This is a genomic window from Clostridium formicaceticum (assembly GCF_001854185.1).
GTDB lineage: Bacteria > Bacillota > Clostridia > Peptostreptococcales > Natronincolaceae > Andreesenella > Andreesenella formicacetica.
Genome location: NZ_CP017603.1, coordinates 2,820,739 through 2,842,145 on the forward strand (window position 1 = coordinate 2,820,739; position 21,407 = coordinate 2,842,145).

Annotated in this window: 18 protein-coding genes, 1 other RNA gene and 1 riboswitch; of the genes, 14 read left to right on the plus strand and 5 right to left on the minus strand. The window is 34.8% G+C overall.

From position 1 onward, the window contains the following. Nucleotides 1-129: 129 nt before the first annotated feature. From BJL90_RS12595 to polX, 7 genes are all read left to right on the plus strand, one after another. A complete protein-coding gene (locus BJL90_RS12595) occupies nt 130-1,905 on the plus strand; it encodes an ATP-dependent metallopeptidase FtsH/Yme1/Tma family protein (RefSeq protein WP_070968517.1) in 1,776 nt (591 codons plus the stop codon). 162 nt (nt 1,906-2,067) lie between these two features. Beyond that, entirely contained in the window at nt 2,068-2,346 is a 279-nt protein-coding gene (locus tag BJL90_RS12600; protein ID WP_070968519.1) for a 2Fe-2S iron-sulfur cluster-binding protein, read from the plus strand. A gap of 144 nt (nt 2,347-2,490) precedes the next feature. Then, nucleotides 2,491-2,669, plus strand: a non-coding RNA gene (ssrS, locus tag BJL90_RS12605) — 6S RNA. A 109-nt stretch (nt 2,670-2,778) separates the two neighbouring features. Next, nucleotides 2,779-2,898: riboswitch (molybdenum cofactor riboswitch) on the plus strand. A 76-nt stretch (nt 2,899-2,974) separates the two neighbouring features. Continuing rightward, entirely contained in the window at nt 2,975-4,201 is a 1,227-nt protein-coding gene (locus tag BJL90_RS12610; RefSeq protein ID WP_070968521.1) for a molybdopterin molybdotransferase MoeA, read from the plus strand. 16 nt (nt 4,202-4,217) lie between these two features. Further along, on the plus strand, nt 4,218-6,140 hold the full coding sequence (locus BJL90_RS12615) for a molybdopterin biosynthesis protein (protein WP_070968524.1): 1,923 nt from the start codon (nt 4,218-4,220) through the stop codon (nt 6,138-6,140). A gap of 12 nt (nt 6,141-6,152) precedes the next feature. Continuing rightward, nucleotides 6,153-6,587, plus strand: coding sequence for an MOSC domain-containing protein (locus BJL90_RS12620; RefSeq protein ID WP_070968526.1), 435 nt, complete (start codon nt 6,153-6,155; stop codon nt 6,585-6,587). A gap of 108 nt (nt 6,588-6,695) precedes the next feature. After that, entirely contained in the window at nt 6,696-8,411 is a 1,716-nt protein-coding gene (gene polX, locus BJL90_RS12625; protein ID WP_070968528.1) for a DNA polymerase/3'-5' exonuclease PolX, read from the plus strand. Between the two features lie 70 nt (nt 8,412-8,481). On the opposite strand, the gene spoVB is transcribed toward polX, so the two are convergent. Beyond that, nucleotides 8,482-10,026, minus strand: coding sequence for a stage V sporulation protein B (spoVB, locus tag BJL90_RS12630; protein ID WP_070968531.1), 1,545 nt, complete (start codon nt 10,024-10,026; stop codon nt 8,482-8,484). Between the two features lie 27 nt (nt 10,027-10,053). Between spoVB and BJL90_RS23065 the strand changes: the two genes are divergently transcribed. The 4 genes from BJL90_RS23065 to BJL90_RS12645 all read left to right on the plus strand — a co-directional run bounded on the left by BJL90_RS23065 (nt 10,054) and on the right by BJL90_RS12645 (nt 12,156). Beyond that, the gene (locus BJL90_RS23065) at nt 10,054-10,188 is read left to right on the plus strand and encodes a hypothetical protein (protein WP_257786384.1); all 135 of its coding nucleotides are present in this window, start codon (nt 10,054-10,056) and stop codon (nt 10,186-10,188) included. Between the two features lie 207 nt (nt 10,189-10,395). Next, entirely contained in the window at nt 10,396-11,022 is a 627-nt protein-coding gene (locus BJL90_RS12635) for a diguanylate cyclase (protein ID WP_070968534.1), read from the plus strand. 86 nt (nt 11,023-11,108) lie between these two features. After that, nucleotides 11,109-11,351 carry a hypothetical protein gene (locus BJL90_RS12640; RefSeq protein ID WP_070968536.1) on the plus strand — a complete coding sequence of 81 codons (243 nt, stop codon included), beginning with the start codon at nt 11,109-11,111 and terminating at the stop codon, nt 11,349-11,351. Between the two features lie 112 nt (nt 11,352-11,463). After that, the gene (locus BJL90_RS12645; protein ID WP_070968540.1) at nt 11,464-12,156 is read left to right on the plus strand and encodes a beta/alpha barrel domain-containing protein; all 693 of its coding nucleotides are present in this window, start codon (nt 11,464-11,466) and stop codon (nt 12,154-12,156) included. A 48-nt stretch (nt 12,157-12,204) separates the two neighbouring features. Here BJL90_RS12645 and BJL90_RS12650 read toward each other — a convergent pair whose 3' ends face one another. The 4 genes from BJL90_RS12650 to BJL90_RS12665 all read right to left on the minus strand — a co-directional run bounded on the left by BJL90_RS12650 (nt 12,205) and on the right by BJL90_RS12665 (nt 18,389). Beyond that, nucleotides 12,205-13,038, minus strand: a complete 834-nt coding sequence (locus tag BJL90_RS12650; protein WP_070968543.1) for a histidinol-phosphatase HisJ family protein — start codon at nt 13,036-13,038, stop codon at nt 12,205-12,207. Between the two features lie 77 nt (nt 13,039-13,115). Then, nucleotides 13,116-14,333, minus strand: a complete 1,218-nt coding sequence (arcA, locus tag BJL90_RS12655) for an arginine deiminase (protein WP_070968546.1) — start codon at nt 14,331-14,333, stop codon at nt 13,116-13,118. Between the two features lie 262 nt (nt 14,334-14,595). Continuing rightward, complete coding sequence (locus BJL90_RS12660; RefSeq protein WP_070968549.1) at nt 14,596-16,626, minus strand: ABC transporter ATP-binding protein; 2,031 nt, start codon at nt 16,624-16,626, stop codon at nt 14,596-14,598. Between the two features lie 14 nt (nt 16,627-16,640). Further along, entirely contained in the window at nt 16,641-18,389 is a 1,749-nt protein-coding gene (locus BJL90_RS12665; protein ID WP_070968551.1) for an ABC transporter ATP-binding protein, read from the minus strand. A 246-nt stretch (nt 18,390-18,635) separates the two neighbouring features. Here BJL90_RS12665 and BJL90_RS12670 point away from each other — a divergent pair, with 246 nt between their 5' ends. The 3 genes from BJL90_RS12670 (at nt 18,636) to BJL90_RS12680 (ending at nt 21,365) form a co-directional block, all read left to right on the plus strand. Beyond that, entirely contained in the window at nt 18,636-18,827 is a 192-nt protein-coding gene (locus BJL90_RS12670) for a hypothetical protein (RefSeq protein WP_070968554.1), read from the plus strand. Nucleotides 18,828-18,942: 115 nt separating this feature from the next. Then, nucleotides 18,943-20,418, plus strand: a complete 1,476-nt coding sequence (gene pdxR, locus BJL90_RS12675; protein WP_070968557.1) for a MocR-like pyridoxine biosynthesis transcription factor PdxR — start codon at nt 18,943-18,945, stop codon at nt 20,416-20,418. A gap of 56 nt (nt 20,419-20,474) precedes the next feature. Beyond that, a complete protein-coding gene (locus BJL90_RS12680) occupies nt 20,475-21,365 on the plus strand; it encodes a diacylglycerol/lipid kinase family protein (protein ID WP_070968558.1) in 891 nt (296 codons plus the stop codon). Nucleotides 21,366-21,407 lie beyond the last annotated feature (42 nt).

Here is a 21,407-nt window from a genome sequence, read left to right on the forward strand (position 1 = left end):
AGCATTTTAAAAGGAAGGCTTTTTTATTTTATTAGGAACTTTACTTTTGACAAAAGATATGGTAAAATATTATGTAAACCTCTGGATACATACCAATTTTTCAGTATATAGATAGGGGAGGTTTTACACATGAAAAAAATAAGTAGAAAAAAGCTAATGATAGCGATAGGTATGTTCGTTGTTATATTGTCTATAGTATCCTTTGGAATTTATAGACAATATTTTTATTCAGAAAAACCGGTAGAAGTACCTTATGGAGAATTTTTAGAAAAAATTGAAGAAAATCAAGTGAATAAGGTGTTTTTAGTGGATAGTCCTAAAATTAAGGGAGAATTTAAGGATGGGCAAGAATTCATTACGGATCATCCTAGAACAGATAATTTAAAAGAAATGCTTTTAACAGCAGATATCATCGTAGAAGAGGTAGGAGAACAACACTCTGTTGTTCAGATTATCACTTTTATTGTATTGATTGGAGCTTTTGCTGGAATTGGTTTTATGCTTTCTAAGCAAGGTTCAAAACAAGCTTCAAGGGAATATGATAAAATGTCCTCCGTAGAGTTTTCAACCCAAAAAGAGTCAACAATTACCTTTGCTAATATTGCAGGAAATGAAGAAGCAAAGGAAAATGTCATGGAATTGGTAGATTTTCTAAAGAATCCTCAAAAATATCAACGTTATGGTGCTAGGATGCCTAAAGGGGTAATTCTCTATGGTCCTCCTGGTACAGGTAAGACCTTGATGGCAAAGGCATTAGCAAGTGAAGCTGGTGTTGATTTTCTAGCTGTTTCAGGCTCTGACTTTGTGCAGGTTTATGCAGGTCTTGGGGCTGGGAGAATTAGAAATCTTTTTAAAAATGCTAGAGAAAAAGGAAAGTGTGTTATTTTCATTGATGAGATAGATGCTATAGGAAAAAAACGAGACCGTGGTGGTCTAGGGGGTAGTGATGAATCCGATAGAACTTTAAATGCCTTACTAACAGAAATGTCAGGGTTTAAAGGAAGTGAAGGGATTATTATCATGGCTGCTACTAACCGACTAGATATTTTAGATGAGGCGCTTTTAAGACCCGGGCGTTTCGACAGACAAATAGAAGTAGGATTACCAGATTTAAAGGCAAGACAAGATATCTTGAAGTTGTATACACAAAATAGGCCTATAGCAAATACCATTAGTATTGAAAGCATTGCACAGCAGACTGTTTATTTCAGTGGGGCAAAGTTGGAAAATCTGATGAATGAGGCAGCAATTTATGCAGCTAGAGAAAACGCAAGTTTTATCTCAGAAAAACATATTGATAGAGCCTTTTATACAGTAATTGCTGGTGAGGAGAAAAAAGATAGAAGTAATATCAAAGAAGAAGAACGAAGGATTACAGCCTATCATGAAGCAGGTCATACGATTGCCACAAAATTGTTGTGCCCTGAAAATAAGGTGACAAAGGTAACGATTATACCAAGCACCAAGGGGGCAGGTGGATTCAGTATGAATATTCCTCCTGACAGCATGTATCATAGGAAGAAAGATATGTTTCATAGCATTAAAGTTGCTCTTGCTGGTCGAATTGTAGAAGAGACTATTTTTGGAAAGGAAAATATAACCACAGGGGCAAGTAATGATATTCAAAAAGCTACAGAGATCTTAGTAGCTATGACAAAACAATTTGGTATGAACGAAGAAGTAGGTATGATTAATTATGATATCCTGCTGGGACAATCCGGAGGGGTTGACCAACGATTAGCAGAGATATGTAATAAAGAAATGAAGAAACTATATGCAGAAACAAAAGAGCTTATAGAAGAAAATATTCATTTAGTGCATGCCATTGCAGAGGAATTGATGGTAAAGGAAACACTCAAAGAGGATGAAATCAATAAAATTATCAGTAATTTTAAGGTAGCTTAGGCTACCTTTTTTTATATAAAAATAAAAAATGGTAATAAATATATCATAGGTATATGTTTAATAAATTTAATAAATAAAGCCTACGAATGTAGTTCTTAGATATTAAAATTTAAGGTAGTGGCAAGTGTTTGCATATTATGAGATAAAGGTAGGTAAATTCCAATGACCATAAAAGTAAATTTTAAAAAATCCGATAAAATTGTTGAGGTATTCTCAGGGAGGAGCTTATTAAGTATTGCTAGGGAGAGTAATGTTTTCATCCCTTCTCCCTGTGGGGGCAATGCCCGTTGTGGTGGATGTAGGGTGAAGATATTAGAGGGAAATGACTTAGAAGATATCAGTGCAGAAGAATATTTAAGGTTAAAGGATGAGGAAATAGAAAAAGGGTTTCGTTTAGCCTGCTCCTATATCGTGAAAGAGGATATTGAAGTGGAAGTATAGAAAAATGTCAAGCGAAGAGGGCAGTCAAAAAACAAAGCTATAAAGAACTAATGGAAAAAGCAATTAGTTCTTAGGTAATAATAAAACATTTTGACAAAAAATACATTTTATATTTTACTTATTTTGTTGTATAATGAGTTTAAAGATCATCGAAGGTGCTCGTTGACCCTTGCGAAATTCAACCGACAAATAACATCCGGGAGAACATATTTTTATTCCTATGACATGCCACTTTAGGTGGACTTCAGAAGAATAAAATGTGTCACCCACCTTGAGTGAGTGGCGGGTGTGAATTTTGCAGTTAACGACATCTTGGATATAAAGCCTCTAAGAAAATCTTAGGGGTTTTTATTTTTTTCAGTGATTTCTAAAAACTTGAACAATTTCTGAAAGTATGGTACGATAAAAACAAATTTAAGTGAGTAAAATACCTGCTTGTCAAATTTTCGAGTGAAATAATCTAAGGTTGTTTAAACTAAGATTTTTTACCAATGGGTGAATAAAGAAATTTATTTGCCTCCCACTTCGGAAAGGAAATTTGTCTTAACAAATAAGCCAATCCAAGCAGATTGGCTATTGTTTATTGTAGCCTTATTAAATACTACGTTTATGCGAAGGGGAAAGGACCATGGAACTATTAAGTACATTAACGATGAAGGAAGCCCGTGAGAAGCTAAAGGAGGTTTTTGCAGAATTAGCTTTGCCGGTAGAAGAAATATCTATTTTAAAAGCTTTAAGCTGCATTGTTCATGAAGATATTAAAGCAACCATCAATGTTCCTGAGTTTAATAGATCGACGGTTGATGGTTATGCTGTCATTGCAAAGGATACTTATGGAGCTAGTGAAGCTTTACCCAGTTTTTTAAAAAGTATTGGTGAAGTAGCTATGGGTAAGTCTACAGAACTTGCTCTTCAATCTGGTGAATGTTGCTACGTGCCTACAGGAGGGATGATCCCTAAAAACAGTGATGGCGTAGTGATGATAGAATATACAGAGGTGCTGGAGGACAATACGGTATGTATTCAAAATGCTGTTGCTCCTAAGGAAAATATTTTGCAATTTGGAGAGGATATTAGTAAGGGACAAGTAATTTTTAAAAAGGGGCATAAGTTAAGACCACAGGACATAGGAGTTTTAGCAGGAATGGGTATTACTAGAGTAAAAGTCTACAAGAAACCTAGAGTCAGTATTATTTCTACAGGAGATGAAATTGTTGCACCGGAGGAAGAGGTAAAGCTAGGACAGATTAAAGATATGAATACGTATAGCCTAGCTACTGCCGCCCTACAGGATCGTTGCGATGTCATGGGAATGGCGGTTGTGAAGGACGACTTAGGAGCACTGAAGAAAAAAATAGAGGATTTTTTAGAAACCAGTGATATTGTATTGGTTTCTGGGGGAAGCTCTATGGGAACAAAAGATGTTACAAAGGATGCCATCAATGCTATTGGAGACCCTGGGGTGTTTATTCATGGTCTGGCTGTAAAGCCAGGAAAACCTACGATTATAGGGAAAGTAAAAAACAAAGCAGTTTTTGGATTGCCCGGACAACCTGTATCGGCTCTGGTAGTTTATCAAACACTAGTAACCTACTTAATTAAAAATCTTTATGGAGATGAAAGTCCTGTTCCTTATATAACAGGAGAATTAACCGTCAATATTGCATCTGCTCCTGGAAGAGAACATTATGTTATGGTAAAAATTTCTGAGGATGATAAGAAAATAGTTGTATCTCCTGTTCATGGAAAATCGGGGATGTTAACCATGATGACAAAATCTATGGGATATGTAAAAATTGATACAAATCAAGAGGGACTTCTTAAAGGGGAAAACGTTAAGGTTTATTTATTCTAATGAATGGGGTGCAAATATGGGAAAAGATACAAGAAATATTTATTTAACAAATATTCCTTTAGAGGAAGCACAGAAACAGTATTTTACACATTTTGAAGTAAATAAGACTTTTGTCAAAACTGAAGTGATACCAGTAATGGAGGCGTTAGACCGTGTGACGGTCTATCCATTGTTTGCAAAAAAGTCTTCCCCCAGTTATAATGCCGCTGCTATGGACGGGGTAGCTGTGATTGCAGAAAAAACCTATGGTGCCACTGAGAGTAATCCGATGCAATTAAAATTGGGGGAAGGTTTTGTTTTTACCAATACAGGGGGATGTTTAAAAGATCCCTATGATGCGGTAATTATGATTGAAGATATTGTGGAAATAGATAAAAATACCATTGAAATATATAGCGCTGCAAAGCCTTGGCAGCATGTTCGTCCTATAGGAGAAGATATTGTTGAAGGTGAAATGATTCTTTCAGCAAATCACAAGATTAGGCCTATGGATATTGGCGCTCTTCTAGCTGGACAAGTTCAAAGTGTTGAAGTATATCAACAGCCTAAGGTAGGGATTATACCTACTGGATCAGAAATTATAGAAGTATCAGAAGAGCTTCAAATAGGAAAAATTATAGAGTCTAATTCTAGAATGTTTGCTGCTATGGTACAGCAGTATGGGGGTTCTCCTAACAGATATTCTATTGTAAAGGATGACTATAACCTCATTAAAGAAACGATTTGCAGAGCTGCGAAGGAAAATGACATTGTTATTATTAATGCTGGCTCCTCTGCCGGTTCGGAGGACTACACAGTAAATGTTCTCAGAGAAATCGGTGAAGTGGTGATCCATGGGGTAGCTACAAAACCAGGGAAGCCGGTTATTTTAGCTATTGTGGAAGGAAAACCAGTGATAGGGATTCCTGGTTATCCAGTATCTGCCTACTTTGTTTTCGAATTTTTCTTAAAGCCTTTACTTTTTAAATACAACCGACAAACCTTATCAGAAGGTCAAAAAATAAAAGCAACTTTAAGCAGGCGAATTGTCTCTTCCCTCAAACATGAGGAATATATTCGATTAAAGTTAGGAAGAGTAAGAGATAAAATGATAGCGACGCCGTTAGAGCGTGGCGCTGGTGTGACGATGTCTTTAGTAAAGGCGGACGGTATACTGGTGGTGCCCCAACAAACGGAGGGTTATGAAGCTGGAACAGAGGTAGAGGTTACGCTACTGAAGCCTCAGGAAGAGATTGATCATACCATCGTATCTATAGGCAGTCACGATCTTGTGATGGATATACTAGGGAATCAACTTCACAAAGAGAATCCTGACATGTTTTTATCTTCAGCTCATGTAGGTAGCATGGGAGGGATTATGTCCATGAAAAAAGGAGAAGGACATATAGCACCTATACATTTATTAGAGGAAAGTACAGGGGAATATAATGTAGCTTATGTAGACCGCTATTTAAAGGGTGAAGATATGGCCTTGCTTAAGTTTGTAAAACGGAGCCAAGGGTTAATGGTTCAAAAAGGTAACCCTAAAAATATTCAAGGGATAGAAGATTTAACAAGAAAAGAAGTACAATTTGTCAATAGGCAAAGAGGTGCTGGAACAAGGATTCTTTTAGATTACTATCTAAAGAAAAAAGATATAGAAGCTTCTAATGTAAATGGTTATGACAGAGAAATGACCACCCATATGGCGGTGGCTGCAGCGGTGGCTAGTGGGTCTGCAGATTGTGGCTTAGGTGTATATTCTGCAGCAAGATCTATGGGTGTAGACTTCATTCCTATAGATTGGGAGGATTATGACTTGCTTATTCCGCAAAAAGAGTTGAATAATAAAGAAATCATCAAGCTTATAGAGGTGATGAAGAGTGAAGATTTCTTAACGCTAATTGAGGAACTAGGTGGCTATGATACAAAAAATATAGGTGAGGTAATAACAATCTAAGGAGGGGTCAAGGTGGCAAAAGTAGTGGCGATTAACATTAGTCAAAAAAAAGGCGAGAAAAAAATTCCTGTTGAGAAGGCAATATTTATTGAAAACTTTGGTATAGAGGGAGATGCTCATGCAGGAGACTGGCATAGACAAGTAAGCCTTTTGGCAGAGGAAAGTGCCGATAAAATTAGAGCAGCAGGTATGCCAGAAATTAAAGAAGGAGATTTTGCCGAAAACATTACAACATATGGCATTGAAGTAAGTAAGCTACCTATAGGTACCAAATTAAAAATTGGTGAAACTCTACAGGAGGTTACTCAGATTGGTAAAGAGTGTCATCAACACTGTGCTATCTATCACCAAGTTGGAGATTGTGTTATGCCTAGAGAAGGTATTTTCACTAAAGTATTAAAGGGTGGCGTTGTAGCTGCTGGAGATCCTATAGAAATTGTAGATTAAGAAAAGTGCTATAAAAAAGCTCTGCGTAGAATCTCGCAGAGCTTTAAATATGTAGACAAGAGGGTATAATGCTATAGAAAAGAAACAAATGAGTAGAGGTGTTGTAGTATGGATAAAAAAGAAGTGAGTAAGATATTAGAAGAAATAGGGATTCTGTTAGAAATACAGGGGGAAAATCCCTTTAAAACTAGAGCTTATTTTAATGGCGCTAGAACAATAGAGTTGCTGAAGGAAGATATAAGCATTTTAGTAGAAGAAAATCGGTTGGGAGAGGTCAAGGGTATAGGCAAGGCTTTACAGGAAAAAATATCGGAGTTGGTAAGGACGGGAAGATTAGCATACTATGAGGAGTTAAAATCACAGCTGCCTGAAGGAATATTTGATTTACTTAAAATACCAGGACTAGGGCCTAAAAAAGTAAAGCTTCTGTATAGTGAACTAGCTATTAAAAATCTAGGTGAGCTAGAATACGCATGTCTAGAAAATAGGCTCTTACATTTAAAGGGCTTTGGAGAAAAGACACAGAATAAAATATTAGAGGGGATTGACCATCTAAAGAAATACAGAGGGCAGCATCTGTTATCTACTGGTATTCTTTTCAGTAGACCAATTCTAGAGAAATTACAAAAAAATCAAGCAATCATAGGGGTGAGTTTAGCAGGAAGCATAAGAAGGCAAAAAGAACTGATTAAGGATATTGATATCATCGCTAGTTGTCAAGAGGAAAAAAGAGAAGCAATTATGGAAGAATTTACTTCCTTTTCAGAGGTGGAGAAGATTATAGCCAAAGGAAATACGAAGTCTAGTGTACTACTATCTTCAGGCGTCAATATAGATTTAAGATTGGTGGAGGAGGAGGAATACCCTACAGCCTTACATCATTTTACTGGCAGCAAAGAGCATAATACCGCTATACGCCATAGGGCGAAAACTTTGGGACTAAAAGTTAATGAGTATGGTATTTTTCGTGGTGATGAAAAAATAAAGGTAGAGGATGAAGAAGACTTTTTTCAGACGTTACGGTTACAGTATATTCCTCCAGAATTGAGAGAAAACAATGGGGAAATAGAGGCAGCTGAAGCAGGAGATATCCCCACCCTGGTGGATTTGGAGGATATTAAGGGGATATTTCATGTACATAGCAATTATAGTGATGGTATAAATACGCTTGAAGAATTGATAAAAGCGGCTATAGATAAAGGTTTCCAGTATATAGGCATATCTGACCACAGCAAAACAGCAGTTTATGCCAATGGTTTAAAGGAAGCAGCAGTAAAGAAACAACATGAAGAAATTCAACAATTGAGAATAAAGTATCCACAGATAAAAATATTCAAGGGTATTGAGTCGGATATCCTTCCTGATGGTTCTCTAGATTATGGTGAGGAAGTATTATCCCAATTTGACTACATTATAGGTTCTATACACTCTCATTTTAATATGGATAGAGAATCTATGACCAACCGTATTAAAAGGGCAGTGGAAAACAAGTATTTAACCATCTTAGGACATCCTACAGGAAGACTATTGCTATCCAGGAAGGCCTATGATGTAGATTTAGAAGCCATCATAGAAGCCTGTAGTGCTAATGCGGTTGCGATTGAAATTAATAGCAATCCCCATAGACTGGATTTGGATTGGAGAATGTGTAAATATGCTAAGGAAAAAGGTGTAAAACTAGTGATTGAACCAGATGCCCACAGAATCTCTGGTTTTGACGATATTGCTTATGGGATTGGTATTGCAAGAAAAGGCTGGTTGGGGGCGGAGGATGTCTTAAACTGTAGAGAAGCAGAGGAAGTGGAGATGTTGTTTAAAAAATAATCATTCGTATGAGCTTAAATAAAAAAAGCCCAGCATATATTAGCCTAAGCAAATGTGCTGGTTTTTTCTCTTAATCTTTGATGGTTTCTATTAGGTGTTTTAAGTCAAAGGTTTTGGTTATAAGTAATAATATAAAGTACAAGCCAGCTCCTACGAAAGAAGAAATGATGGTACTCCATCCATTGCTTTGGGAAATGCTATAAAAAGCTTTATAACTATAAATCATTGAAAGAATCATAAGAATAGATGCTAAAAGTGGCTTCAGTATAGAATGTACAAAAGGCAAATCAATTTTGATATATTTCATCAATGTAACAAGATTTAAAGCAAAAATAGTAAAAGTCGATAATAGAAACCCGATAAAATAACCATAAATGCCGTATTTAGGATTAGGGATTAAGAAGTAAGTACAATAAAGCTGTAGTATCATACCCAGCAGATAGTTAACAGTAGTAACGACTTGTTTTCCCATACCGTGTAAGATACCAGACAATGTATGTTGCATACAGAGAAAGATAGTGCCGTAGCTAATGAGGGAGAGGTATTTACCTACCTCCTCGCAATTATAAACCAGTTCTGCAAGATGATTACCGAAGATAACATAGACAATGGTAGTAGGGATAGCGATTAATAGGGTCATTCTAAGGGCTAAGCTAGACTTATACGTTACATCCTTCCAATTATTTACTGCCAGTTGCTCTGAAATATTAGGTATAATGTTAATCACCAAGGCGGTTGTTACGGTAAAGGGTAAAAACAATAAGGGCATCGCCATCCCTGATATCTTTCCAAAGGTCTCAATAGCGACGGTGGAAGAATAACCTGCTACCTGTAATCTTTGTGGGATAAGGATAGAATTTACTGTTTGCATAATTACAGAAATTAAACGACTTAAGGTGATGGGTATAGCAACATATAATAAATGATTAAGTATTTCAAGAGAAGAATCACTATAGGCCTTTAAAAAGTGTGGTTTCGTTGCTATTTTTTTAAAATTAAATCTTAAAACTAAATAAAGAAAACCAAAGACTTCGCCTATTGAAATACCAATAATCGCGATGGTAGCTGCTGCTACAGGGTTAGAGGGTGTCTTGTAATAGAGATAAGACAAGACAAAAATAATGCGACAGAGCTGCTCAATAATTTGGGCAGTAGCAGCTGGAGCCATTTCCTTTAGACCATAAAAAAAACCTCTTAAAATGCTGGAAAAAGTAATGATACTGATAGCAGGAATTGTCCATAGAACAGGATAATAGAGGCTTGGATTTTTTAATAGCCTATGAACGATAAAATCAATTTTTAAAGATACAAAAACTGAAAGAACAAAAGCAGCTAGTCCTCCCATCAATAGAGAAAGAAATAATACTTTATAAATACCTTCTCGATGATGCACTGACTTTTCTTTGGCCACCAATTTAGAAACGGCAATAGGAATTCCGGCAGTTGGAATTGTAATGATGACCATTAAAAATGGGAAAACCATTTGGTATAAACCAATAGCTGTAGCACCGATCAACCTAGAAAGAAAAATTTTATAGATAAAACCTAGGGAGCGAACGACTACATTGACCAATGCTAATAAAATTGTACCAAAAATAAAAGAAGACTTCTTCAAGGTTATACCACCTCAATTAATAAATTCATGATGATATTCAATAAATATTCTTCATCAGCAGCGATTATTACAGGTGACAAAAAGTATATTTTTCTAAACAAACAAAAAAAAAGAAGTCTTTTATCTGGTGATGAAGATAATATAAGGGATGTATGGCAATGAAAAGACATATATATTTATCAGAGATATTAACTTAACCCAAGGATCTTTAAAAACCCTCTTGGGTTGCCATATTGGGTATAGTGAAGGATATTATTGCATCAAACTAGGCTGTGGAGAAATTTTCAAATGACAAACGATGGATTAAACTAACGCTAATGATATATTACTATAAATGCTACGAAAAGGGAGATAGATGGAGGTTGTTATATGATTGAAAAAATTCAAGGAATTATGATGAAGGAAGAGTTTGATGAAATCGTAGAAGTGAAAATAAATGGTGCTTCAGAAACCTTTACCCTTGCTATGATAGACATCGATAATTTTGAAACGGTAAACAGCTATTATGGGGAAACTGTAGGAGATAGGGTGATACAAAAAATAGCTTCTGTTTTAAAACAAAATCTTAGATCCAATGATTTAGTGGGTAGATACAATAAAGATGAATTTTATGTGTTATTTAGTAATACCAATGCAGAAACAGGTTTTATTATTATGGAGGAAATAAGAAGGTATTTTGATGAGAATACATTTCAGCTAAGCGATCGTAAACAAGATATTCGCATTAAAATTAGTGCTGGTGTGGCTAATTTTCCTAGAGATGCCAAAAATCCCGTAGAGCTTTTAAGAGCTGCCGGTAGTGCTCTTTTTCGAGCAAAGCGAGAGGGAAAAAATAGAGTGTGTCTTGCAGAAAGTGAAAATATGATTTTAAAATCTAATTATTACACAAAGACACAGCTGGAACGGTTAGGTGAATTATCTAAAAAAACGGATAAAACTGAGGCTTTTCTGCTAAGGGAAGCACTAGATGATCTGTTTGCAAAATATAGTAAATAGATAAAAAAATTCGTATTATAGGCATTGAATATAGCCTGCTAGCAGATAATATATTTAAGCATAATATTTAAGGAGGCATGATCTATATGGAAATGGTTTGTCCCATATGCAATGGTTTATCCAGCTATGTGGTAAAATGTTCTTTTTGTGGAAGTACAATGGAGGCTCAAGCGGCCATTCAAGATTATTACGATGACTATAGTCCCTACCTAGATAAAGAAATTACGGAAAAACTAGATGGCGTTTCAAAGGTCCAGTGTCTGCATATATTTTATTGTCCTCAATGCCATAGGGATAAGAGAATACCTATCGACAAAATGCTTATGTAATTATTGTAGTTATAGGAAAAACAGGCAGAGAATAACTGATTGCAATCTTCATGACGAAGGAATATAATAAAAGTATCTCATGGTATTGATATTATTCAAAGGGGGTAGTGTAATGGAGAAAAATAATCAACAAATCAAAAAAGTAAAATACGTACCAGAAATTAAAGGTGTCTTAAGAAGCAATTATATTGAACTACCTACTTGTATTGCAGAAGCCAGTGGCATAAAAATCTTTGGTAAAAGAATGAAATCTATCTTATTTAGTACGGATGTTGCTATCATTAAAAATACCAATGCAGATGCAGTAATAGCAGTATATCCCTTTACACCACAATTACTGATTACGCAAGCTTTAATGCTAGCTTCAGATGTGCCTGTTTTTTGTGGCGTAGGAGGAGGATTAACCACAGGAAAGCGTTGTATTAATATAGCACTTCATGCAGAATTCCAGGGGGCTATAGGGGTTGTTTTAAATAAACCTACACCAAATGAAATTGTAACAGAATTAAAAAATACCATAGATATTCCTGTTGTTATTACAGTTGTATCGGAGGATGAGGACTTTCAAGCAAGGCTTGAAGCAGGAGCAGATATTTTAAATGTTTCTGGAGCGGCTAATACACCAAAAATTGTAAAAAGAATTCGGGAGGTTAGCAGTACTGTACCGATTATAGCTACGGGAGGTAATAGCAGAGAATCCATACTACGAACCATTGAAGCAGGAGCCAATGCTATTACTTACACGCCGCCTTCAACTGCAGAAATATTTACCGAAGCAATGAAAAGATATAGAGGACAACTCTAAAATAAAAAAACAGCTAGAAAAGTGGGTTTTTAGCTGTTTTTTTAATACTTACAAGTTTCTCTGCATATTCCCCCAATCCAATAACTTGTTAATAGGGTGAAAACTAGGCTTCATTTGTTTAAAGGTAGTAATATATTGAAAACCTATTTCCTTAAGTTGTTTTAAAGCATGATGAAAATCAAAGGCTACATGATGAGGATAATGAGCATCAGAACCCAAGGTAATAACTTCTCCTCCAAGACGATGATATAGTGTTAGAATATCCAAAGAGGGATGGTAATCTCCTAAGTTATAACGAATACCAGAGGTGTTTATTTCAATGCCTTTGCCTTTTTCAATAAGTTTTTTAAAAATAACAGTTGTAAATTCTTCATATGTTTCTAAAGGAAGAGAAATATCAAAATTTCCATAGCGTTTAATAATATCTAAATGACCTAATACACAGTAACCATCGTAATTATTTACGATATCTGCTAATTCTTCAAAATAAATTTCATAAGCTTTTTTTTGAGTTTTGCCATGAAAAAAGTTATTTAGAAATAACTCTGATTTTTCAACGGAATGGATAGAAGCGATAACAAAGTCAAAAGGATACTTTTCTATGTCTTCTTGGCATCTGTTTATGATATGGGGCTGCACACCCATTTCAACACCTTTGTTTATGACGATTTTATTAGCATATTTCTTCTGACATGCTTCTATCGATGAAAAGTATTTTTTATAATCAAATTTATAGTTATTACCATTACCATCATAATCATAGTCCATGTGATCTGTAAAACAGATTTCTTTTAAACCTTTCTCGATCGCAGCTTCAACAGCTTCTTCCATCTGCATAAATCCATCTGGTGAAAAATTACTGTGGATGTGAAAATCATACATAAAATTGCCTCCCTAACCATTTATAGTTTATCATCACCTTTTATTTTATCTCTATCTGGCGATGAAGTCAAAGGCAGCTATAGCTTTTCTCTTTTGAGAGGCATACTCATACAACGAGGACCCCCACGACCGCGGGATAGTTCATAGGACTCAAACTCTAGAACCTCCACACCATGTTGTCTTAATGCGGCATTGGTGACATGATTACGATCGTAACAAATAACTTTTCCAGGAGAAAGGGCCAAAGTATTGCTACCATCACTCCATTGTTCTCTACCAGCAGCAATGACATCTCCATTACCACAAGGAATTAAATCTACAGCAGGAAGCTTTAAGTATTTTTTTAGTATAGAAGAAAGCTCGCTAGCTTCGTAGGAAATCTGCAATTCTTTCCCTTTAGATATGCTATAAACATCCAAAGGAGATACAATACCTGGATAGATGGTAAACTTATCATAGTCTACCATAGTAAATACTGTGTCTAGATGCATGTAGGCACGGGTTTTAGGTATATCAAAGGCAAGAACAGTTTCAAAAGGCTCGTTAGAATGAAAAATATTTTTTGTCATTTTTTCAATAGCAACAGCATCTGTACGTTCACTGATACCCACGGCAACTATTTTTTCAGAAAGAACTAACAAATCTCCACCTTCAATAGGATGACTTTTATCACGATTATACCAGCGTGGAATATTTTGAAATCTTGGATGATAGTCAAATAAATACTTTGCAAACAAGGTTTCTCTATTTCGTGTTGTACTGTGCATCACATTCAGCGTAACACCTTCTCCGATGGAAGCAAAGGGATCTCTCTGAAAATACAAGTTTGGAATAGGATCAAGGTAAAAAGGATAAGGGTTTCGTACCATATCACCTAGAGATTTCGGATTGATATCAGCCAGTTCCTCTGTTCTCACACCAGCAATGCATTTTCGAATCATCTCAAGAGGAGACATAGGAGAAAAAAATTCCCTGAGAGCTTCTTTAATTCCTTCTGTTCCTACAGGGGCTTCTTCCATAAAATCCTCCAAAAAGCGATCTCTGACTTCTTTGGAGGCTAGTATTTCTGCCATTAGTTCTGTAAGATATAAAACTTCCGTTCCTTCTTGTCTCAAGAGACCTGCAAACTGATCATGTTCTTTGCGAGCCTGTTTTAGATATGCAATTTCATCAAAAAGTAATCTTCTTAAATAATCTGGTACAATATTTTCGATTTCTTCTCCTGGGCAATGCAGCAAAACACTCCTCAATTGACCTATTTCATTATAAACAGAAATGCCTTCATGCTTTGTCATTACACCACCTATCCTTTCTACTTATTTTATTGTTACTTTATTTTTACTATTAAGTATATCATTATATTTTATCCTTCGGTTACAATTCAGTGGGCGTAAAACTTCCCCCTGGATTAAGTCTTATTTTATAATATTGAGGACACTTCCTATTCTATAGTGTTACAAATTTGCAGCAGATTTATGAGGAAAGTATAAAAGAAAAATATTATGTAATTCTTAATACATAGTAGCATAGAAAGGTGAAGGGAATTTCCTTCGCCTTTCATTTGTTTTGTACTAAATTAATATTTTCCTTATATTGCAGCTGGTAAAGATGGTAGTAGATTCCTTTTTGTTGAAGCAACTGTTGATGGTTACCAGATTCTCGAATATGTCCTTTATGTAGCACAATGATCTTATCACAATTCTGTATTGTAGATAAACGATGGGCAATCGCTATGGTGGTTTTATCTTGTATGACCCTCTTAATCGTGTCTTGAATCAGCCCTTCAGTTTCTGTGTCGATATTGGAAGTAGCCTCATCAAAAATTAAGATAGGAGGATTAAAGATTAGCGCTCTAGCGAAAGCCAATAGTTGGCGTTGACCTGTAGAAAAATTGTTTCCTTTTTCTGCAACGGGCTCGTTATATTGTTGCGGTAATCTTTCTATAAAATGATGAGCATTTACATATTTTGAAACCTTAATGATCTCATCTTCAGTAAAATCTTTATGATTTAAGACAATATTATCTTTAATGGTACCAGTAAACATAAATACGTCTTGCAGAAGGATACCGATGTTTTTTCGCAAATCTTTTAAAGGAATGTTTTTGATATTGATACCATCTACTAAAATTTCTCCTTTTTGTATATCATAAAAACGACCAATAAGTTGGATGATGGAAGACTTCCCTGCCCCTGTAGCACCTACAAAGGCGATGGATTCTCCTGGATGAATTTTAAAACTAATGTCTTTTAAGACCCATTCTTCATCTTGATAAGCAAACCAAACGTTTTTAAATTCGATTTCTCCTTGAAAGCAATGATCTTTGATTACAGAGGCGCTATCCTTAATAGCGGGTTCTTCATCTAACAATGCAAAAATTCTCTCTGAGGAAGCCATAGCCGATTGAAGTACATTATATTTTTCTGTTAAATCATTGATAGGTTGAAAAAACTGTTTCATATAATTAATAAAGGCAAAGAGAACACCAAACTCTATATGTTGACGTAGAATCTGTCTTCCTCCATACCAAAGAATAATAGCGGTACCTAGTGAATAAATAACCTCCATAGAAGGTCTAAAGATAGCAAAAATAAAGTTTTGTTTTTTATGAGCATCAAGGAGTTCTTGATTACTTTGATTAAATTCTTGAAACTGTTGTTCTTCTCTATTAAAAATATGTATGGTTTTTATGCCAGAAAAATTTGCGTTTAAAAGAGCGTTGACAGTGCCGAGTTTTGTTCTTACCTCTCTATAGACGGCTCTAACCTTAGCACGGAAAAAGGCAGCTGAAATAAGAATGATAGGCACTACGCTAAAAGACAAAAGGGCTAACTTAACATTCATTTTCAGCATGATAAATATAATGCCACATAAGACAAAAATATCTTTAAATAAATTCACTAAGACACCTGTATACATTTCATGTAGTGTCTCGGTATCGTTGGTAACTCTTGTAACCAATTGTCCAATGGAATTTTTATCAAAAAAACTAAGCGGCATTTTTTGGAGCTGTTCAAATAATTGATTGCGAATCTGTAAAACAATTTTATTGCTAGTATAATTTAGTAAATAAACTTGTATATAGTTAAAAAGCACTCCTAGGGAAATTAATATAAGATAAAGGATACTTAAGATCCCAAGAGCGTGGATATCTTTTTTTAGAAAGGCTCTTACTTCTTCAGAAGACAGGCTTTGAGCTTCAAAGATCTGATCCTCTGTTACTAACTGATACTGATGATTCACTTTACTGATATGGTAACTTTCTTCACTGCTGTTAAAAGTACCGTTAATTAAGTAGGTGCTTCCCCCATAGCGTATTAACTGTAAAGCAGAAGAGGGGATGAAGCTAAAATCAATAGTATCTTCATACTCAGTAATAGGGCGATCATAAACCCTCATATAATCATCTATCGCTATTTTTATAATATAGGGACGTGCTATATCAATACCAGCAATTAAAGTTAATAACAATATTGATATTGTTAAAAAAATCCAATAATCTTTAGCATATTTCAAAAGCCGAGCCATTAATTTAGCATCATAGGATTTGCCTGTAGTTGCTTCGTTAAAACGATGAAAATTTTTCATAAAATCACCTATCTTTATTCCATATTTATCTTTTCTTCCAACAGCTGTTTTTCATAAAAATCATGATATAGGCCCCTATAGGATAATAAATCTTCATGGGTACCTTCTTCTATGATAACACCATTATCTAGGAGGATAATTTTATCGCAGTGTTTTAAAGTAGAAACGCGATGAGCGATGATGATTGTGGTTTTATCCTTTACCTCATTTTTTAACGCTGTCAATATTTTTTCTTCTGTATGGGTATCCACTGCTGATAGACAATCATCTAAAATTAAAATTTTGCTTTTTTTCATTAAAGCTCTTGCAATAGAAACCCTCTGTCTCTGCCCCCCTGATAGGGTAACACCTTTTTCTCCCACCATAGTTTCATAGCCTTTTGGGAAGCTCATAATATCTTCATGTATTCCTGCTATTGCAGCAGCTTGTTGAATTTCTTCGATCTTATAATGATCTATACCAAATCCTATATTCTCCATAATTGTAGTAGAAAATAAAAAGCTGTCTTGGTCTACAAAGGCAATATGCTCCCTCAAACTTTTCAAAGGAATTCCTTCAATAGGATATCCCCCTAAAAAGATATTACCTTTATTGCTATCATAAAGCCTTAACAATAAGTTTGCGATGGTGGTTTTTCCGCTGCCGGTTCTGCCGATAACGCCTACTTTAAAACCCTGTGGAATCTCTATAGAAAAGTTATTGAGGGCATAATGTTGGGTATTAGGATATTTAAAGAAAATTTGATTGAAAAGGATAGAAGCCTCTATTTCATCAGGTTTTAGTTTAATATCACTATCTTTGATCTCAGGTTTTTCTTCCAAAATTTTATTTAGTCTTTCCATAGAGGCGCTGCCTCTTTGCATAACATTGATTACCCAACCAATAGCAGAAATAGAGGATACTAATAAACCTAGATAAGTAATAAAAGCAACAAAGTCGCCTAAAAGCATGCCTCCTTCGATCACCAATCCTCCCCCATACCAAATAGCGATAATAAAGCTTAGAGAAGATAAAAACTGCACAAGAGGATGAAAAATTCCAAATAACTTAGCTAATTCCATATTTCTATCAAAAAGTGCCTCGCTTTTTTTATTAAATTGTGCAATCTCAGTATCTTCTTGTACAAAGGCTTTGATTACACGTACTCCTGCTAAATTTTCCTGGGTCTTATCTGTCACAGTTGCGAAGGTCTCTTGTACAGATTTGAATTTGGTATGAATTTCTTTACCGAATTTTGTCATAGAGAATATTAAGAGGGGCATGGGTAATAAAGCCAAAAGTGTTAGTCTAAGATTTATGGTTACAGCCATCATCACCATAGCTGTAATATTTAAAAAAATAGCATCTGTCATAGCTACAATTCCTGGGCCAAAGGCCATTCTTACCGCATGAATATCATTCGTAAGATGTGCCATTAAGTCTCCGGTTTTGTGCTGATTATAATAGTTTGTAGATAGGGTAAGTAAATGGGAAAAAAGCCTATTTCTTAAGTGATATTCCAACTCCCTAGAGGCTCCTATAATCAGCATTCTCCATAAAAATCGAAAAAAACCAATACCAATGCCTATGAGAAGAATATAAAGACTATACATAAGTACATCGTTGCTGGTTAAATGATTTTTCTGTAGTTGATTGGTTATACTTCTTAGTACTTCTGGGATAAAGAGTTGTAGTATATCTACAAACAATAACCATAAAATGCCTAGAAGGTAGGGCCACTTATTTTTAATAAGAAAAGGTTTTAGTGTTTTAAAACTATACATATCCTTCACCTCTGAATATAGCCTTTATAAATTCATTATATTTTATACCAAGCGATGACATACATCAAGTTTATATCCTATTTAAGAAAAAAAGTTTTTATATAAATAACAACTTTTTAAAATATTCCTTTATATTCTTTATATTATGAAGGAAGCTGAAAAATTATTTTTTTGATACATAATTGATATTTTAATTTGCAAAACTAACAGTAGCAACAATAATAAAATATAAAGGAGTGTTATAGGATGAATCTTGAGACAAAAGATATGATTACAAAAAAATTATTAGATGCACAGGAAATGGTAAGGGATTATGAAATGTTTTCAAAGCATACGGATGATAAGGATGTGGCAGAAACTTTTAAAAATTTAGCAGAAGAAGCTGGTATGCAGGCTAGAACCCTTCAAAAATTAGTAGATAAGTATAAGAGAGACTAAAAGCAGGCACGAATTACGTGCCTCAATTATTTTCCATTGCTTTTGTAAGAAATACAAACATATGGTATAATGTAATAAAATTGTATGGAAACATTTAAAGTGATGGTGATGAAGAATGAAACTATTTGAAAAAATTAAGTTAGATAAAGACGTATCTTCGCAGCATTTATATATACAGCTATACAAAGCTCTAAAGGGTTTCATCGTGGAGGGGAAGTTGAAGAAGGGGGACAGACTTCCTCCTATCAGAAAATTATCAGAGATGTTAGAAGTAAACAATGTTACTGTTGTTAGCAGCTATAGAATGTTGGAAGAAGAAAAGTTAGTTTATAAAAAAATAGGTAGTGGTACTTATGTAGCCTTTGATCTTCACAATAATGAGGGATTTGATCACGGGCCAAAAACTTCCTTGATAGAACAGGGACACATTCAGCTAGAAAAAAATACGATAAATTTTGCCAGTGCTACACCGTCTACTGATTTATTTCCTGTAGATGATTTTAAAGAAGTATTAAATGAAGTATTAGACCGTGACAAGGGCTCGGCCTTCGGTTATCAGGAAAGTCAAGGATATTACCCTTTGAGACTTGCTTTAAAGGAATACATAGATAATTACAATATTATTACAGATATAAATAACATTCAGATTATCTCTGGAGCGCAACAAGGAATTGATATTATTGCTAAAGGGTTACTGAACTATGGAGATTATGTGATGATAGAAGGACCTTCTTATAGGGGAGCTATGGCGGTTTTTGAATCTAGAGGCGCAAAAATTATAGATATACCTTTAGAAAAAGACGGCTTAAATCTACAGGATTTAGAAAAGAAAATTATTGCCTATCAACCGAAATTTTTGTATATGATGCCTAATTTTCAAAATCCAACAGGGATTTCTTATAGTTTAGAAAAAAAGAAAAAAATATTAGAGATTGCAGAAAAGTACCATTTGTTAATTGTGGAGGATGATTATTTAAGTGATTTAAATTTCTATAACAACGAAAATATTACACTAAAGAGCTTGGATCACAAAGATTTGGTAATATATATAAAGAGCTTTTCTAAAATTCTTATGCCGGGTTTAAGACTTGGTTTTTTAGTGGTACCAAGACTTGTTTATGGAGAGGTGCTATTGGCAAAACATACAACAGATATTTCTACATCGGGACTTTTGCAAAGAGCCTTAGAATTATATTTAAAAAAAGGTACTTGGCAACAGCATATTCGGTATATGGGTACTCAGTATATGGAAAGATTTGAAGCAATGGTTAGGAGTATAAAAGAATATATGCCTCAGGAGGTAGAATATACCTTACCAAAGGGTGGTGTAAACTTTTGGTTTAAGTTACCGAAAGGATTATCTTCTAAGGAATTATATGAGATGACGGTAAAGCAAAAGATTGTTTTTGCCCCAGGACATTTGTTTTTCTTAAATAATAAAGAAACTTCTTATTTTCGATTAAGTACTGCAGCAGTAAACGTCGATGAAATTAAATATGGTATAAAAGAACTTAGTGACATGATTAATGTCTTTATGAGAAAAGAAAATCATCATTCTACACAGACAAATGAGTATACACCTATATTATAATATGATATATTAGACATAGATAAAAGTAAAAGAAGTTGTTGGTGGAAGGGGATACTATGGAAAGAATTCAAATTATTTGTAATCCTAATGCTGGAAGACAAATAGTGCAAAAAAACATTCCTAAATTGGTAGAGCTTTTAAAAAAAGGTGGAAGAAAACAGGTAGATGTGGTTTATACGATGGAGCATTTACATGCAAAAAAATTAGCTTTTGAAAATGCCGGTAAGTACGATTTAATCATAGCAGTTGGAGGAGATGGAACAGTAAATGAAGTAGTAAATGGTATCATGGAGAGTGATATTAAACCTGCTTTAGCGATATACCCTGCTGGAACTGTCAATGATTTCGGCAGCTATTTGAAAGTCCCTCGTCATGTAGATGAATTTAGTAAAATGATTCTTCAGGGAAACCTCATGAAGGTGGACGTTGGTAAAGGAGGAGAACGGTACTTCTTAAATGTAGCAGCGGCAGGCCTACTACCAGAGGTTGCTCATAAAGTTTCTTCTGAGGCTAAAACTGTGATGGGAAAGTTCGCTTATTATATAGAAGGAATTAAAGAATTTTCAAAACTAATGTTTAGACCAGTAAAAATAAAAGTTCAAACCAACGGTCATGAGGAAGAAAAAGAAATCTTATTTTTTATCATAGCCAATAGTCCCTCCGTAGGAGGGTTTAAATATATTGCGCCCCAGGCTAAAGTAGATGATGGGCAGCTGGATTTGTTGATTGTGGAGCATAGTCAATTAAAGGATGTAGCAACGATATTTCTAAAAATTTTCACCGGAGCTCATGCGAAACATCCAGCATTAAAATATTTACAGGTGCAGGAGTTTACCATCCACAGTGATGATGCAATTGATTTAGATTTAGACGGAGAATTTGGAGGGAGATTGCCCACAAATTTCACTGTTGTAAAACAGGGACTAAACATAGTGATACCTAAATAAAAATAACTAAGGTTGAGGTACCTCAACCTTAAACCAGTTTTT